This is a genomic window from Streptomyces sp. NPDC088387 (genome assembly GCF_044753385.1).
GTDB lineage: Bacteria > Actinomycetota > Actinomycetes > Streptomycetales > Streptomycetaceae > Streptomyces.
On the sequence record NZ_JBIVNC010000003.1, the window covers coordinates 645,110 to 661,701 of the forward strand.

Here is a 16,592-nt window from a genome sequence, read left to right on the forward strand (position 1 = left end):
GAAGCCCCAGGATTCTCACTCGCCGTGACCTGGGGCTTTTGCTTTTTTGGAGGGTGTGGCGGGGGCGGAACTCGACGGTCCTCGGCTTGCTCGCCGCCGGGTTCTACGTCCGCCGCCAGTTCTGGGACGCCTGTCCCGGCGTGCACCGGTTGGCCGAAACGCCGCCGCCATGGGCCAGGTCGAGGCAGCCGCCGTTGGCGACGCTCGTCAACGTGCCGCCCGAGCCCCAGCGCCAGAGGCGGGCGGTGCCCTGGGTGCAGTCGCCGACGAAGACCGCCTGGCCCAGCATGTTGGCCACCAGGCATCGGCCGGACTCCTTGTTGACGACCGTGAAGCCGTTGTTCTCCGCGCTCACGGTCTTCCAGGACGCGCTCGTTTCCGCGCAGCTGCCGTCGTCCGCTGATCCGTACACCGGGATCAGGCAGTTGCCGTTGTCGGCGTTCTTCAAGCGGAACGTGCCGGAGGAGGGCTGCGGAGGCGGGTCTCCGCCCGGTAAGCCCGAACCGGATGATTCGCCCGAACCGCCTGAGCCGCCCGAGCCGCCTGAACTGTTCGAACCGGCCGATCCGGACGCGCCCGAGCCGCCGGAAGCGGACGAGTCGGAGCCCGATGCGCTGCCGTCGGCTGTGCCGGAGCCGCCGCTGCCGCCGGATGTGACCTGTGTGCCCGACTCCGAACCGCCGCCGGCCACACCGGCGTTGGCCGTGCCGCCGCTCGGAGGGGTCGTTCCCCTGTCCTTGCCGTCCGGGGATCTGGGGTTCTCCCGGGCCGACTTGGACGCGGCCGGGGCCGGTGAGTGGGCGGGGCCGGCCGGAGCCGCGGATGAGGTGGCGGGCGGTGCGCCGTCGGCCCGGTCCTGGCCGGCGTCGTACGGGAGGAGGCGGGTGGCCAGCGTCGTTCCGCCCGCGATCAGGACGATGGGGACGGCGACCAGCGCGATCCGGGTGCGGCGCCGTTCCCGTCCCGGCGGGCGGGAGGAACCGGAACCCGGGCGTGCTGCGGGTTCGTCGCCGCCCATGGGCGGGGCCGCGGGTGGGGGTGAGGCGATCGGGGGCCTCGCTGAAGGCGTCGGTGCCGCCGGCGGGTGGGGCTCGGGGGTCTTCGGCACCCTTGCCGCGAACGATGCCCGTTCGACCAGTACGTCCGTGACCGGCTGTGGCCATGCGAGGGGCACCGACGGGCCGTGTTCTCCGGTGGCCGCGACCAGTTCCGCCGCGGTGGGGCGGCCCTCCGGGTCCTTGTCCAGGCAGCCCGCGACGATGTCGGCGAGCCGGGCGTCGCGCTCCCGGACCGGTGCCAGGTCCGGCTCGTCGTGGACGATGCGGTAGAGCGGGCTGCCCTCGGCACCGTCTCCGAACGGCCAGCGGCCACTCGCCGCGTACGCGACCAGCAGACCCAGGGCGAACACGTCGGACGCGCCGGTCAGGCGGCTGCCGCCGGTCGCCTGCTCGGGCGACATGTAGGCGGGGGTGCCGACGACGAGTCCCGTCCGGGTCAGCCTGCTCTGTTCGGCGGCGCGGGCGATCCCGAAGTCGATGAGCGTGACGCCGTCGAGCGTCAGCATCACGTTCGACGGTTTGAGGTCGCGGTGCACCATGTCCAGCGTGTGCACGGCGTCCAGGCACATCGCGGTCTCCCGCAGCAGCCGCCACAGGGCGGCGCCGTCCAGTCCGCCCCCGTCGCGCTCGACCGCCTCGGACAGGGTGACTCCGGGGACGTACCCGGTGGCGAACCACGGTGGTTCGGCGGTGCGGTCGCTCGCGAGCAGGGGTGCGGTGGCCCGGGGGGTCAGGCGCGCGAGGTTGTCCATCTCCTGGCCGAAGCGGCGTACGAAGCCCTGGTCCTCGGCGACGACGGACGCCAGCATCTGCTTCACGGCGGCAAACCGCCCGTCGGCGATTCCGAGGTAGACCCGCCCCATGCCGCCCACTCCCAGGCGGCCCACCAGCGGGATCGATCCGATCCGCCGTGGATCCTGCGCGCGCAGCGGCTCCGCGCCACTGCCCGAGAGGTCGAACCCGTCTGCCCCGTCCACGATCTCCCCGGTTTCGGGCCCGGCGCGGCCGGGCCCATGCCGGTCCGTGCGCTCTCCCGTCCTGCCTGTCCGGCCCGTCCACATGCGGACGCCGGTCCGGTTACGGGTTCAGTGTGGACCATCAGCCCACGCGATTGGAAGATCTTTCTAGAAAATCATTATAGTTCCCTCTGCCTCTACCCTGGTGGTCACCATGAGCCCCAAGCAACAACGTGGCGAGGAGACCGCCGACCGCCTGCTGGACGCCGCACTCCAGGTGTACGCCGAGTCCGGCGAGCAGGGGGTGACCGTCAGCGCCCTCACCCGGGCCAGCGGCGTCAGCCTGGGAAGCCTGTACCACCACTTCGGCAGCGTCGACGGCCTCATGGACGTCCTCCTCCAGCGCTGGCTCGGGCGGCTCCTGGACGAGCTGGCGAGGACCGTGGGGTCCTCCCGTACGGCCGCGAACGGCATTCGTGCTCTCGTACGGACCTATCTGGCGTTCATCCAGGAGCACCCGGACGCCGCGCGGCTGCTGCACTCCTCCTACGCCGACCGGCTCGGAATGGCACAGGCCAAACAGCTTCGCGATGCTCAGGAGGCCAGGCTGTCGCCGCTGGCCGCCTGGGTGCAGCAGCACATCGACTCGGGCGAACTGGCACCACTGCCCGTGCCCCTCGTCGAAGCACTGGCCATGGGGCCCGTCGTGGCCACCGCACGCCGCTGGCTGTCCGGCATCGACGACGTCGAACTGGACGAGGCCGTACGCGTCCTGCCGGAGCGGATCATCCGGTCCCTCAGCCCCTGAACCGCGCAGAAGCACAGCTCAGGGGTCTGTCGTCGAGGCTTCGGGGGATGTCGCCGACGCTTCGCGGGATGGCTAAGGGCGCTGCCTCGCGCGGTCGACGATGGCCCAGTCCGCCACGTGTGACAGCTGGATGTACGTCGTCTTCCCGCTGGTCCGCTCGTTCCGGAAACCCAGGAACTCGTAGGACTTCGCGTCGAAGATGAAGTACCTGTCCTTGTGCCACTTCCGTGTGGGGAGGGAGATGCCCACCCCGGCGCGGCCGGCGGAGTCCTTCATGCCCGGGGTGGCCTTGACCCCCGGGACCATGGCCAGCGCCTCGTACGCGGCGGGACGCAGTCCTTCGGGCAGCAGGGGCCGTTGCAGGAGGAGGCTGAGCATGACGTAGGTGTTGTCCCACGTCTCCGCGGTGTAGTCGTCGATCGGCTTGTGGGGTGACTGGCCCGCGTCGACTATGGCCGAGATGAGTTTCTCCGGGTCGGTGGGCAGCCTTTTCAGCTCGCTCCACTTCTGAGGTGGCCACACACGCTGGCTCTTCCCCGCGTTCTCCTGCCAGACCTCGGTGTCGAGCTCCGAGCCGATGGACCGCTGGGAGCCGTCCACCGAGTTCCAGCTCTCGTCCACATAGGTCGTGACCTTGCCGGTCTCTCGGTCCGTCACCGTGGTGACGCGCTTCGAGTAGATGAACTGGTCGTCGCGCGGCACCACCGGCTTCTCGTGCCGGCTCTCCCACGCCGCCGCCCCGTTCAGCACCGTCGCGGCGGCGACGTTGCTCATCCGGGGCGCGTTCGCCTCCGTCCTGCCGGTGCGACCGTCGTCGTCCGCGGTGATCAGTACCGCGGTACCGGTGACGGCCACGGCGACCGCCGCGGCCGTCGCCATACGCAGTGCGTGGCGGCGGCTCGGTGAGGGGGCGGCGGGGTGCTGGTTCGTGCGCGCCATCGTGTTGAGGAGCCGGTGGCGGGCCTGTGCCCGCGCCGTCTCGGTGAGCGGGGCCGCGTCCGCTTCCCACTCCCGCAGGAGTTCCAGTTCGTCATTCATGGCCGGGTGCCTCTCGCAGTGTTGTCGGATCGGATCCGCCCAACGCTTCGCGCAGCTTGCTGCGAGCCCGGTGCAGCCGTGATCTGACCGTACCGATCGGGACACCGAGGGCCTGGGCCACCTCCTCGTAACCGAGACCTCCCCATGCCACCAGCAACAGCACGTCCCGGTGGCGCGCGGGCAGTGCGGCCAGCGCCGCCGCCAGTTCGTGGCGTACGGCCCGTGCCCCCACGCGGGCCGTGGCCCGGTCGGCCAGCGGCTCCTCGTGGTCGGCGGGAGCCGGTACCCGGGCCATGGCCTTGAACCGGCGGGCCTCGGCCCGTCGGTGCCGGCCGACCAGGTTGGTCGCTATGCCGAACAACCAGGGCCGGGCGTCGCCACCCGTGGCCCGCGCGGGGTCGTACCGGTGCCGCTGCTGGAAAGCGGTGGTGAAGGTCTCGGCCACGAGGTCGTCGGCGGACTCGCCGCCGAGCCTGCGGGCCAGATAACGGTGTACCGCGTCCGCGTGCCGGTCGAACAGCACGGCGAACACCTCGGGCTCGTCCCGGGACCGTGCAATGACCGAGGCATCTCTCTCCGCTCCGGTGCGGACGCCTGGCTCGACGGTCATCGGGGCTCCTCTCGTCCTGGGGAACGCTTCGAAGGTTTGGGCTTACATCTCTCCTTCGCCGTTCGCGCCGGGCGAGTTCCCTCGGGGCCGGAGCAGCTCATGACGGCCGTGGTGCCTGTGCGGTTCAACGGACTTGGCCGTGGTGCCGGTGCGGCTCGATGGGCATGGCCGTGGTGTCTGTGCGGTTCGACGGGCATGGCCGTGGTGTCTGTGCGGTTCAACCGACTTGGACGGGGCTCTCGTTCACCACACATACCGCTGAGACCACGCCACCCACCAATCGATTCGAGCCGTTCACTCGCCGGTGTGGGGCCTTCCGAGGGGCTCGGCGCGGCGCGTTGTCAGTGGTGAGGGGCATACTTTCGACGTGGGGGACGTCCAACTTGTCCGGGTCAGAGGCTTGTTGGGCGATGCCCGGCGGGCCGTACTCCCGAACTGCCCGCGCCTGCCCTGTCTGCCCGACTTGCCGCCTGCCGGGCCCCTCGCCCGCCCACCCGATCACGAAGGAGCCCCATGCCGGACATCGCCATCGTCGGAGCAGGCATCTCGGGTCTGCATCTCGCTCTGCGGTTGCAGCAGGCCGGACTGACCACAACGGTGTACGCGGAGCGCAGCGCCGAGGAGGTCGCCGCGGGCCGTCCGCTGAGTCTTCCGGTGTGGTTCGGACGCACGCGGCAGCGGGAGCGCGAGCTGGGCGTCGCCCACTGGGACGGACCGGACAACCAGGTCCGCGGCGTGAACTTCGTGGGCCCCGCCGGTTCGGGCGTCGGCTTCTACGGTGATTTCGACGAGCCCGCGAGCGGTGTCGACCTGCGCATCTACCTGCCCCGCCTCACCGCCGACTACCTGGAGCGGGGCGGCCGCGTCGAGGTGCTGCGTCCGGAGGTGGCGGAGATCGACCGGGTCTCCCGCGACCACGACCTGGTGGTGGCGGCGAGCGGCCGTGCCGCGACCACGGGACTGTTCCCCCGCGACCCGGACCGCTCGCCGTACACCGTGCCCCAACGAGCGCTCACCGCAGGCCTGTTCCACGGCATAGCGTCCGTCGACCCGAGCTTCGTCCACTTCCAGGTCACCGAGGTGGGGGAGGTCTTCTCCACCCGGCTCGTCACCTCCGACGGGCCCGTGCACGGCATGGTCGTGGAGGCCCTGCCCGGCAGCCCGTTCGAACAACTGGCCTCCTACGACCACATGGCGGACCCGGCGGGCTTCGAGAAGACCCTGCTGGGGCTGCTCACGGTCCACGCGCCCGAGCTGCGGGAGCGGATCACGGACGGCGAGTTCGCGATCCGCCGCCCCGGTGACGTGATCCAGGGCGGTATCACCCCGACGGTCCGTCAGGGCTGGACCACGCTGCCCTCCGGCCGGGTGGCGCTGGCCCTGGGGGATGCCTGGGTGCTCAACGACCCGCTGACCGGGCAGGGCGCGAACCTCGGCTCGGCCTGCGCCTTCGAGATGGCCGAACTCATCGTGGCCGGCGGACCGTTCGACGCGGGCTTCGCCGAACAGGTGGCCGAGCGGCTGTGGCGGCTCGCGGAACCGGTCGTCGCCTGGTCCAACATGCACCTCGGACCGCCCCCCGAGCACCTCAACGGCCTGCTCGCCGCCGCCACCGCCGACCCCCGCGTCGCCCACGCCTTCATCCCCAACTTCAACCACCCGGCCGCGATGTGGGACACCATCAAGTCCCCGGAGGCCACCCGCTCCTGGCTGGATACGGTCACGACGTCCGCCTGACCACCGAACGCCCTCGGCGGACGGCCGAACGCCGGGTGACCCGGCGTTCTCCCCCGCCCTCACCCCATCGCCCCCCGAATCGTCTCCCTCAGCCACCGCTGCGCCGGGTCCGCTTCCAGTCGGGTGTGCCATTGGAGGCGTACATCGACCTTGGGGAGGTCGGCGGGGATGGGGAACCAGCGGATTCCGAGGGACGCGCTGTGCTGTTCGGCCAGGCGTTGGGGGACCAGGCCGATGTACTGGCTCGACGTGACGAGGAGCGTGGCCACCGCGAACGTGGGGACCACGGCGGCGACATGGCGTTGCAGGCCCGCCGCGTCGAGCACGTCGTCGAGCGGGCCGCGCATCCGGCCCCGGCGGGACGCCGAGACGTGGGGATGGCGGCACAGTTGGGCCAGCGTCGGGCGGCGGCCCAGCGGGTGGTCCGCGCGGACGATACCCACCAGGCGTTCGTGGTAGAGGATCGTCGTGTGGATGTCGGACGCCGCCATGTCCCGCGCGCCGATGTCCAGATCGACCGAGCCGTCCCGCAGGGCCTCGACGCTCTCGCTGCCCTGTTCGACGAAGCGCAGCGCCACGCCCGGCGCGACCGCCGCCGTCGCCTCGACCACCGCCGTCACCAGAGTCGCCGCGATGCCGTCGTTGATACGGATCGTGAACGTGCGCTTCAGCTCACCGATCGCGATCTCGCGATCCGCGCTGATCAGCGCCGCCGCCTCGTCGAGCAGCGAACGGATCCGCGGAGCGGTCCGCAGCGCGAACGGCGTGGGGGCCATTCCGCGACCGGCTCGTACGAGGATCGGGTCGCCCATCGCCCGCCGCAGCCGGCCCAGCGCCCTGCTCGTCGCCGGGATGGACAGATGCAGCCGCTCGGCCGCGTCCGTGACGCTCCCCTCCTGGAGCAGTGCGTCGAACACACGCAGCAGATTCAGGTCCAGGTGGTCGGAGCGACGAGTGCTATCCCGGTGGTTCGAGCCGTCGGAGCGCGTGGGCATATTTGCATCGTACGCAATTGACTATTGCCTAAGTTGCGTGGCGCGATGGGTGCCCTTCTCCCTACTTTCGTGGGCATGGCATCACCCAACGTTCCTGTTCGTGCCCGTCGGCCGACTCCGTCGGACTCGGGCCGTGAGTCCCCTCCGTCCACCCCGTCACCTGTATCCCTCCCTCCCCGTGCGCTGCGCGGCCTGCTCTGGGTCATGTGTGCCGGAGTCGTGCTCGTCGTCGGCATGGTCGCCGCCGTCAATCTCGCCATTCCGATGCTCGCGGCGAGCGAATGGCATCCGTCCGCGTCGGTGATGGTCTGGATCGTCGACACCTACGTGATCTTCTTTGCCTGCCTCGTCATTCCCGGCGGCGCCGCGGGCGACCGCTTCGGGCACAAGGGCGTACTGCTCGCCGGACTGGGGCTGTTCGCGACGGGCGCCCTGTTGTCCGCCACGGCCCCGAACCTCGCGCTGCTGCTCGCCGGCCGGGCGATCACCGGCGTCGGCGCCGCCGCCGTACTGCCCAACACACTGGCCGTTCTGCTGCACGCCGTGCCCGCCGAACGCAAGGGTCCGACCATCGCTATATGGGCGTCGATGACCGGCATCGGAGGTGTCGCCGGCAACGTCGGCGGCGGTGCGCTGCTGGCGGGCGGATCCTGGCGTGTGCTGTTCGCCGCCGCGGTGCCGGTCGCGCTGCTGCTGGCCGTACTGGTCGCGCGCGTCGCCCCCGTGTCCGCGCGTCACAACCGCGGACTCGACCCGCTCGGCACCCTGTTGCTCGTCGCGGCCTCGCTCGCCCTGCTGATCGGCATCGTCGAAGGTCCGGAGCGGGGCTGGGGAAGCGCGATCGTCATCGGCGGATTCGCCTGCTCCGCCGTGCTGTTCACGGTGTGGACGCTTGTCGAGCTGAAGGTCGAACACCCGCTGCTCGACCCCCGTCTCTTCCGCCTCCCGGCGCTGCGCAGCGCCTCCCTCGGTATGACGGCCGTCTTCTTCGGGATGTTCGCGCTGTTCTACGTCAACGCCTCGTTTCTCCAGTACGGCAAGGGATTCGGCGTTCTCCGGACCGGACTCGGGATCATTCCGGTGACCGTCCCGATCATCCTCGGCGCCCGGCACGTCGGGCATCTGGCGCGGCGCGTCGGGCTCAACGCCACCATCGCGCTGGCCTTCGCCTTCGTCGGCTGCGGACTCCTCGGACTGTCCACGACCGACGCGCAGACGCCGTACGTCGGATACGCGGCCTGGCTTCTCGTCACCGGGGTCGGTGTGACCCTCGCGCTGCCGACGCTCTCCGGCGCGATAGCCGGGTCGCTGCCGCCGGCGCAGGCCGGAGTCGGCGCCGGACTCCAGGCCACCACACGGGAGTTCGGCAGCGCGCTCGGCGTCGCCGTCATGGGTACGGTGCTCACCGCGCGGTTCGTCGACGCGCTTCCCGCGGACATCCGCGCCGACCATGATCCGCACACCGTGGCCCAGGCGCTCGCCGCGACGCCCGCGGCCCGCTCGCACGACGTCATCACCGCGTTCGTCTCCGGCACACAGGCCGCCCTGCGGGTGATCGCCGTGACCGTACTCGTCGTGGGGCTCCTGGTGTTCGTCGAGTCCCTGCTGTCACGGCGGAGGGAAGCCGGGCGCGGGGGACGGTCGTGACATGCGGCCTCGGTCATGACGAGCGGGCGCAGCGCTGACGTACCCGCACAGCCCCGACACGACATACCGCCTCCTCACTTCGCATCGCCGTAGCACTCCACCACCGCCGTGGTGAACGGAAACCGCACCGGCGTCTCCCCGAACGTCAGTCGTCCCGCCAGCTCCGACGCCTCCCGGATCGCCGCTACGACCGTCTGCGCCTCCTCCTCCGGGCAGTGCACGATCACCTCGTCGTGCTGGAAGAAGACCAGTTCGGCGGCGAGCCCGGAGCAGGCGCGGCGCAGCGCGGCGAGCAGCAGCAGGGTCCAGTCGGCCGCGCTGCCCTGCACCACGAAGTTGCGGGCGAAGCGGCCGCGGGCGCGCGAGTTGCTCGACGCGTAACCCGGCACCCAGTCCTGAGCGCCGGTCCCCTCACCACCGCCCGCCTCCTCCTGCGGCATCCCGCCCTCCTCGCCCGCGTCGTCCGCCGACGAGCCGGCCGCAGGTGGACAGGTCCGCCCCAGCCAGGTGCGCACCAACCGCCCCTCCTCCCCCTCGCGGGCCGCGTCGTCCACGTAGGCGACCGCCCGGGGGAAGCGGCGTCTGAGCGCGGCGAGGTTCTTGAGGCCGTCGCCGGAGGTCTGGCCGTAGATCGCGCCGAGCACGGCGACCTTGGCCTGGTCGCGGTCGCCGGAGAAGGCGCGGTCGGAGACCGACTGGTAGAGGTCGGTCGCGCGGCCCGCGACCTCCATCAGCCCGGGGTCGCGGGAGATCGCGGCCAGCACCCGCGGCTCCATCTGGTCGGCGTCGGCCACGACCAGCCGCCAGCCCGGGTCGGCGACGACGGCCCGCCGGATCACCTTGGGGATCTGAAGCCCGCCCCCGCCGTTGGTGACCCAGCGGCCGGTGACCGTCCCGCCCGCGAGGAACTCCGGCCGGAACCGCCCCTCGCGCACCCAGTCCTGCAACCAGGACCAGCCGTGCGCGACCCAGATGCGGTACAGCTTCTTGTACTCGACCAGCGGCTTCACCGCCGGGTGGTCGATGGACTCGATCTCCCAGCGGCGCGTCGAGCTGATCTTGATCCCGGCGTGCGAGAAGGCCTTGATGACGTCCGCGGGCAGGTCGGGCCGGACCCGGCGGCCGAACGCGGTGGAGATCTCGTCCGCGAGCTCCGCGAGCCGGCGCGGCTCACCGCCGCCGGCATACCGCTCGCCGAGGAGTTCGTGCAGTACGTTCCGGTGGACGTCCGCCCGCCACGGCAGCCCCGCGGCGTTCATCTCCGCCGCCACCAGCATCCCGGCCGACTCGGCGGCCGTCAGCAGGCGCATCCGGTCGGGCTGCTCGGCACGCGCGTGCCGGCGCTGCTGCTCGGCGTAGACCGCGAGGAGGTCGGTGAGCGGCAGCCGGGTGGACTCGGGCTCGAACAGCGGGGACTGCGCGCCCGGTTCGGCCGCGCGCTGCGGTGGGTCCGGCGGTACCGGGCCGCCGCGCAGCCGGGCCAGGGCGGCGGCCGCGGAGTGGGGCTCTCCGTGCCGGCCCTCGTGGCCGAGGAGGAGGGTCTCGGCGTCCTCGATGTCGTAGCACCGCTCTACTCGCACCCCCGTGGCGAGCAGGCGCGGATAGACCTCCGCGGTGGACCGCCACACCCACCGCACCACCTCGGGCCGTCCCCGCACGGCCTCCGCCAGGTCCGCCTCCCGCTGCGGCGGCCCGGCGGGCAGCCCGTCCGGGCCGAGGGGTGCGACCTCCACGCCGCCTCCCTCGACCGGAGCGAGCGCCCACCGATCGACCATGCTGCGAGTGTGACACCGGGGTCTGACAACGCCCCTTTTCCGTCACCCGGACTGCCGAGGACCGTCCTGCTCAGGACCGTCCTGCTCAGGACCGTCGTGCCGGGGGCCGCCCTGCTGCTCGGCCCCGTCCCCCGGGGCCTCCCGCAACTGCGACAGCAGTCCGACCAGGTACTCCTCCGACCTCGCCTTGGTGATGCCGAGGCCGGACAGGACTCCCCGGCCGTTCTCGAACTCCAGCAGGGCGAGGAGGATGTGCTCGGTGCCGATGTAGTTGTGGCCGAGGCGCAGGGCCTCGCGGAAGGTGAGTTCGAGGACCTTCTTGGCGTCCGGGGCGTACGGGATCAGCTCCGGGACCTCCTCGGCGGCCGGCGGCAGCGTGGCCGTCGCGGCCTGCCGTACGGTGTCGAGGAGGACGTCCTGCGCGAGGATCGCCCTCGCCGCGAGGCCCTCCGGCTCGGCGAGCAGGCCGAGGACCAGGTGCTCGGGACGGCCCTCGGTGTTCCGCGCGGCCAGCGCCTCGTTGTGCGCCGCCACCACGGTGTTCCGCGCGCGGGGCGTGTAGCGGCTGAAGCCCTGGCTCACGTCGAGATCCACGGACTCCTTCGGCACGAACCGCTTCTGCGCGGCCTGCCGTGTGACGCCCATGCTCTTGCCGATGTCGCTCCAGGAGGCGCCGGAACGCCGGGCCTGGTCCACGAAGTGCCCGATCAGGTGGTCGGCCACGTCGCCCAGGTGTTCCCCGGCGATGACGGCGTCCTGGAGTTGGTCGAGGGGTTCGGGGTGGACTTTCTTGATGGCCACGATGAGGTCGTCGAGACGTACGGACGATGCGATGGGGTTCGTCGACATGTGTCAACCGTAGGTTGCCCCCCTGGTGGTGTCAACCGATGGTTGACATCTCTCGCCGGTCTACGGCGGCCCCCGCTTCGGCTCCCTTGGCTCCCTCGGCTACTTCGGCGACGACGCCGCCAGCCGCAGCGCCAGTCCCGCGAACACCGTCCCGGAGACGATGTTCAGCCATCGGTTCACCCGCTCACTGCGTCGCAGGAAGGCCGCCAGACGCCCGGACGCGAGGCCGATGAAACCGTCCACCAGGAGCCCCATCACCACGAGCGTCACGCCCAGTAGCAGGAACTGCCCCGGCACCCGCCCCAGTTCCGGAGCCACGAACTGCGGCAGAAAGGCGACGAAGAACAGGATCACCTTGGGGTTCAGCAGGTTCGTGATCGCGCCCTGCCAGAACGCCTGCCGCTTCCCCGCCCCGCCGGCCGCCGTCTCCTCGGCCGGCACGGCACGCTCCCGGAACGCCTTCACCGCCAGGTACAGCAGATAGGCCACGCCCGCCCAGCGCAGTACCTGGTAGAGCGTCGGCAGCGTCGAGAACAGCGCCGACAGCCCGAGCGCCGCCGCGACCGCGTGCACGAGCATCGCGGAGGCGACCCCGCACGCGGCCAGCACCCCCGCCACGGGTCCGCCGCGGCCGCCCATGGCCACGATGAACATCATGTCGGGGCCGGGAGTGACGCAGAGCGCGAAGGCGGCGATCAGGAACGCCGCATAGAGATGAATGTCCACCATGGGGGCCATGCTGCAAGCGGCACCAGGCGGCTTCGACCGAGTTTCACGGACCGAGACACCCGCGCGGTGGCCTACGAGGATGCCGCCCGCTTCCTCGCAGGCGGACCCCGGTGCCCATGACACGGCCCATGACACGATCGACCCGTGAGTACGCCCACCACCGTCGACCGTGCCTTCGAGACCGCCCTGTACGTGACCGCGGACACCGGCGCGGACGACGTCGCCCTCGACACCGCCGCCTCCCTCCTCGCGGCCGACCCCACCGCGGACGCCGAACTGGACCGGCGGGGCCGGGACTTCGTGGCAGCGGCCTGGCGGCGCGGCTGGCAGCCCGCCGACGTCGTACGCCTGGTGCGCCGCGACCTGGACGACGTACACACCCGTCTCGTCGCGGCCGTCATCCGCGCGCAGGTGCCGGACGACCGTCCGCGCGGACCCCGCTGGGCCGCCCAGCTCGCCGAGCTGCCCGCCGAAACCGCCGAAACCCCGCCCCGCGCGGACCGCTTCTCGCACGCGACGGCCGTCCTGGAGCTCTACCGTCTGCTGCTGCGCCTGCCCACCCTGGAGTCGGTCGACGAGCCGAAGGCCGGTTCCAGGAGCGCCTCGAAGACCGAGTCCCGCATGCTCGCGCGGATCCGCGCGCTGCTCGCCAAGGCGGAGGCGACCGGGTTTCCGGACGAGGCCGAGGCGCTCAGCGCGAAGGCGCAGGAGCTGATGGCCCGGTACAGCGTCGACGAGGCGTTGCTCGCCGCGCGGGCGCCGGCTCCCGACACGCCCACCGCGTGGCGGATCGGGGTGGAGCCACCGTACGAGCAGGCCAAGGCGGTGCTCCTGGACGTGGTCTCCACGGCGAATCACTGCCGCGCGGTGTGGAACGAACCCTTCGCGTTCACCACGGTCGTGGGTTTCGAGCCCGATCTCGCGGTCGTCGAGATGCTCTACACGTCGCTCCTCGTCCAGGCGACGAGCGCCATGACCAAGGCGGAGGCCGATCAGCGCAAGGGCGGACGCAGGCGGACCAAGACCTTCCGGCAGTCCTTCCTCGCCGCCTACGCCCATCGCATCGGCGCCCGACTCGCCGCCGCGGCCGAGACCCAGGTGTCCGAGGATCTGCTGCCCGTCCTGGCCACGCGCGAGGTGGCGGTCACGGACACGACGGACCGGATGTTCCCGGCGACGACCACGACCCGGCTGCGCGGTGTGACCGACGAGGCCGGCTGGACCCAGGGCTCCCGGGCGGCCGACCGCGCGGAGGTCGCATCCCGCCATCGCATCCGCCCGAACTGACCTCAGGGTCATCCAGGGTCATCCAGGATCGTTCAGGGTCGTTCAGGGCCGTCCCGAGCCAGATCCTGGCCGCTTGAGCCCGACCCGACCGACCCGACCGACCCGACCAACCCGGGCCACCCGGGCCACCCGGCCCACCCGGCCCACCCGGGCCATCGCGGGCCGCTTGAGGCCAACCCGGCTCATCGCGGGCCGCCTTGAGGCCAACCGCTCCCACCCGGGCCCGTCGGACCACCCCAGGTCACCCCAGGTCACCCCAGGCCACCTCAGGCCACCTCAGGCCAACGCCCCGCCCCGGTCAGTCGCCCGCCTGCTGGAACGCGCTCACCGACGCGTCCGGCGCGCCGCCGTCCGCCGCCGCGACCGGCCCGTACGACCAGGGCAGGTCCGTCGACTCGTCTCCGCCCGGCAGGCTGAGCCGCACGTTCGTCGCGTCGACGGTGCCGGGGCCGCCCTTCTCACCGCGCACGTACGTGATCGTGAAGGTCGCGGCGGTGTCCTTGGCGAGGGTCAGCTTCTGGGCCGTGGCGGCCTTGTCGGCGGGCACGTCGACGGCGTCCTGCCCGCTCTCCAGGCGCAGGCCCGGAAAGCCGTCCAGGACGCATTCCGCGCCCTGGTTGGTGAGTGTGACGGGCAGGTTGCCGGTGTCCCCGGCGGCGGGGGCCTCGGCGGCGGGCCCGGCCTCGATCTTCACGTCACCGATTCCGCACGCGCCGCCGGGAGCGGCGGAGCCGGCGCCGGCTCCGTCCGTCTCGCCCTCACTGTCACAGGCGCCCAGCAGCAGAGTGCCCACCAGGGCGACGACGGTGAGCGGAAGCGGATACGCGCGCATGTACGGGATCCCCACGGGTGGCCGATGACGACGATGTGCGAGGAGCTTACGCTGGCCGGATGAGCTGGTTCCGGGCGCTGAGGGAGACCGGGCGTTCGGGGCTCGCGGTGGAGCGCAAACGGCTGGAGCCGCTGCTCGCCGCGCGGGGCGCCGCCGGGCTCGCGATCACCATCGCGGTGTGTCTGTGGACGCTGGGTCCGGAGGCGGCGGCGAGTTCGGCGTTCGGGGCGTTCCAGGCGGCCATCGCCACCTTCCAGCGCAGCTGGCGCCCGCGTCCCGAACTGGCCCTGGCCTCGGGTACGACCCTCGCCGTCTCCACGTTCCTCGGCTATCTCACCATCTCCCATCTCGCCCTGTTCCTGGCCCTGCTGGTGCTCTGGACCTTCGTTTCGGGGCTCAGCTGGGCCGCCGGCCCGACCACCGGCCTGATCGCCTCCTCCAACGTGGCGATGATGGTCGTCACGGTCACCCTGCCGACCTCCGTCGCCCAGGCCGCCGTGCACGCGGGCACGATGATCGGCGGCGGCCTGGTCCAGGCGGCCCTGATCGTGCTTCTTCCGGTACGACGCTGGGGGGCGCAGCGCGACGCGCTGGCCGACGCGTTGGCCGCCGAGGCCGACTACGCGCGCCGGCTCCGGCAGGACCCGTCGGCCCCCTTCGACGCGCTGCCTCTGATGGAGGCCCGCAGGGCGGCCGCCGTCACCCCGCGCCAGGCCCGCCGCCGCCCGGCCGCACTGCACGGCGCCCGTGGCCTCGCCGAGCGCATCCGCCCGGTCCTCGCCGCGCTCGCCGACCCGGCGATGGGCGTACCCGCGGAGGGGCGCGAACGGGACCGCGTCCGTGAACTCCTCGCTGCCGCCGCGACCGTCCTCGACGCCACCGCCCGGGCCATCCGGCGCGGCGAACCCACCGTCCTGCCGCCGGCCGCCGTGGCCGCCCTCCGCACCCCCGACACGGGCTCCCTCCTCGACGGAGCCCCCTACCGCGCGGCAGCCCGTCTGGCCCGCCTCCTCCGCGACGTGGCGGAGGTCGCCGACTCGGAGGCGGGCGGCCGGCCACGCTGGGGCGAGCGGGGAAACGATCACCCGCCCCCGCCCCCGCCCTCGCCACTTCCACACCCCGCGCAATCCCCCTCCCACCTTCACCGCCCCACCCTCCTCGCCCTGGTCCCCCTCACCCTCAGGTCCGTCCGCGAGGAGGCCCACAAGGCGGGCTCACCGGTCAGGCGCCATGCCGTCCGGGTCTCAGCGGTCGCCGCCGTCGGCTATCTGCTGGGCACCGCCCTGCCGCTCGGCCACGGCTACTGGGTCCCCCTGGCATCGGTCATGATCATGCGGCCGGACTTCTCGGAGACGTACAGCCGCGCGGTGGCACGTTTCGCCGGCACGCTCGTCGGGGTGGCGGTCGCCACCGGGGTTCTCCAGGCGGCCGGTTCCGGGACGCTGCTCGCGGGCGGGCTCGCGGTGGCCAGCGCCGCCCTGATGTATCTCCTTATGCGCACCGGCCAGTTCGCGGCCCAGGGCTGTATCGCCGCGTACGTCGTGTTCCTGCTCGGCATGGGTGGCGAGGAGTGGACACAGACCGTCCCCGAACGTGTTGTCCTCACACTCCTGGGCGGGCTGCTGGCGATGCTCGCCTATGCGGTCTATCCGGCCTGGGAGACCCCGCGGCTGCGCAGCCGGCTCGCCGACTGGCTGGCCGCCCAGGGCCGTTACGCGGCCGCGGTCGTCCGGCACTACGCCGAACCCGTCGGCGCCACCGCCCCCGACGTCCGTGAGGCGTTGCTCGCCGCGCGGAGCGCCCGCGCCGCCTGGCACGCGGCCGTCGCCCGCGCGGAGGGCGAACCGGTCCGGCAGCGCGGCCTGCCCCGCGTGGCGGCCGACGACGCCGAGGATGCCCTCACCCACCTGGGCCGCGCCGCCCTGCTCATGGAGGCGCACCTCCCGGAACGGGACGCCACGCCGGTCCCGGCCGCCGCCGTCCTCGCCGACACGCTGCGCACCGCCACGGAGAAGGGTGCCCGCGCGGTACGCGAAGGAAAGGTCCCCACCTGGGACGCGGTCCGCGATGTGCTCGAAAGCCCCGACTGGTCCGAAGGCGACGCCTGGTCCGACGGTGACGCCACCGGTCACATGGGGAAGTCGGTCGTACGTACCACCGCGCGGTTGCTGCTCCGCTCACTCACCGAACTCTCCGAGGCCCTCGACCCCACCGTCCCGGAGAAGCCGGACGGGCCGCGGAACCCGGAGAGTTCCACGACCCGTTGAGCGT

General features: G+C 72.2%; 13 protein-coding genes. 5 read left to right on the plus strand and 8 right to left on the minus strand.

Annotated elements, in window-relative coordinates; all coding sequences use genetic code 11:
• Nucleotides 1-103: 103 nt before the first annotated feature.
• Nucleotides 104-2,035: a protein kinase gene (locus ACIQAC_RS11070; protein WP_402189106.1), complete on the minus strand. Its 1,932-nt coding sequence runs from the start codon at nt 2,033-2,035 to the stop codon at nt 104-106.
• 193 nt (nt 2,036-2,228) lie between these two features.
• On the opposite strand from ACIQAC_RS11070, the gene ACIQAC_RS11075 reads away from it, so the two are divergent.
• Nucleotides 2,229-2,822 carry a TetR/AcrR family transcriptional regulator gene (locus ACIQAC_RS11075; RefSeq protein ID WP_402189108.1) on the plus strand — a complete coding sequence of 198 codons (594 nt, stop codon included), beginning with the start codon at nt 2,229-2,231 and terminating at the stop codon, nt 2,820-2,822.
• Between the two features lie 72 nt (nt 2,823-2,894).
• Here the strand turns inward: ACIQAC_RS11075 and ACIQAC_RS11080 are convergent, their stop codons facing one another.
• A complete protein-coding gene (locus tag ACIQAC_RS11080; RefSeq protein ID WP_402189110.1) occupies nt 2,895-3,860 on the minus strand; it encodes a CU044_5270 family protein in 966 nt (321 codons plus the stop codon).
• A complete protein-coding gene (locus tag ACIQAC_RS11085) occupies nt 3,853-4,470 on the minus strand; it encodes an RNA polymerase sigma factor (RefSeq protein ID WP_402189111.1) in 618 nt (205 codons plus the stop codon). The genes ACIQAC_RS11080 and ACIQAC_RS11085 overlap by 8 nt, the downstream gene beginning before the upstream one ends.
• A gap of 513 nt (nt 4,471-4,983) precedes the next feature.
• On the opposite strand from ACIQAC_RS11085, the gene ACIQAC_RS11090 reads away from it, so the two are divergent.
• Nucleotides 4,984-6,207 carry a styrene monooxygenase/indole monooxygenase family protein gene (locus ACIQAC_RS11090; RefSeq protein WP_402189112.1) on the plus strand — a complete coding sequence of 408 codons (1,224 nt, stop codon included), beginning with the start codon at nt 4,984-4,986 and terminating at the stop codon, nt 6,205-6,207.
• Nucleotides 6,208-6,266: 59 nt separating this feature from the next.
• Here ACIQAC_RS11090 and ACIQAC_RS11095 read toward each other — a convergent pair whose 3' ends face one another.
• Complete coding sequence (locus ACIQAC_RS11095) at nt 6,267-7,202, minus strand: LysR family transcriptional regulator (RefSeq protein WP_402189113.1); 936 nt, start codon at nt 7,200-7,202, stop codon at nt 6,267-6,269.
• Between the two features lie 204 nt (nt 7,203-7,406).
• On the opposite strand from ACIQAC_RS11095, the gene ACIQAC_RS11100 reads away from it, so the two are divergent.
• Complete coding sequence (locus ACIQAC_RS11100; protein ID WP_402189115.1) at nt 7,407-8,849, plus strand: MFS transporter; 1,443 nt, start codon at nt 7,407-7,409, stop codon at nt 8,847-8,849.
• 74 nt (nt 8,850-8,923) lie between these two features.
• On the opposite strand, the gene ACIQAC_RS11105 is transcribed toward ACIQAC_RS11100, so the two are convergent.
• The 3 genes from ACIQAC_RS11105 to ACIQAC_RS11115 form a co-directional block, all read right to left on the minus strand.
• Nucleotides 8,924-10,624, minus strand: coding sequence for a bifunctional 3'-5' exonuclease/DNA polymerase (locus ACIQAC_RS11105; RefSeq protein WP_402189117.1), 1,701 nt, complete (start codon nt 10,622-10,624; stop codon nt 8,924-8,926).
• A gap of 42 nt (nt 10,625-10,666) precedes the next feature.
• Entirely contained in the window at nt 10,667-11,473 is an 807-nt protein-coding gene (locus tag ACIQAC_RS11110) for a Clp protease N-terminal domain-containing protein (protein ID WP_402189118.1), read from the minus strand.
• Nucleotides 11,474-11,572: 99 nt separating this feature from the next.
• Complete coding sequence (locus ACIQAC_RS11115) at nt 11,573-12,202, minus strand: LysE family translocator (protein WP_402189120.1); 630 nt, start codon at nt 12,200-12,202, stop codon at nt 11,573-11,575.
• A 144-nt stretch (nt 12,203-12,346) separates the two neighbouring features.
• On the opposite strand from ACIQAC_RS11115, the gene ACIQAC_RS11120 reads away from it, so the two are divergent.
• Entirely contained in the window at nt 12,347-13,489 is a 1,143-nt protein-coding gene (locus ACIQAC_RS11120; protein WP_402189122.1) for a DUF2786 domain-containing protein, read from the plus strand.
• A gap of 298 nt (nt 13,490-13,787) precedes the next feature.
• Here the strand turns inward: ACIQAC_RS11120 and ACIQAC_RS11125 are convergent, their stop codons facing one another.
• Nucleotides 13,788-14,321, minus strand: coding sequence for a DUF4232 domain-containing protein (locus ACIQAC_RS11125; protein WP_402189124.1), 534 nt, complete (start codon nt 14,319-14,321; stop codon nt 13,788-13,790).
• A 59-nt stretch (nt 14,322-14,380) separates the two neighbouring features.
• On the opposite strand from ACIQAC_RS11125, the gene ACIQAC_RS11130 reads away from it, so the two are divergent.
• On the plus strand, nt 14,381-16,588 hold the full coding sequence (locus ACIQAC_RS11130; protein WP_402189126.1) for an FUSC family protein: 2,208 nt from the start codon (nt 14,381-14,383) through the stop codon (nt 16,586-16,588).
• Nucleotides 16,589-16,592: the final 4 nt, after the last annotated feature.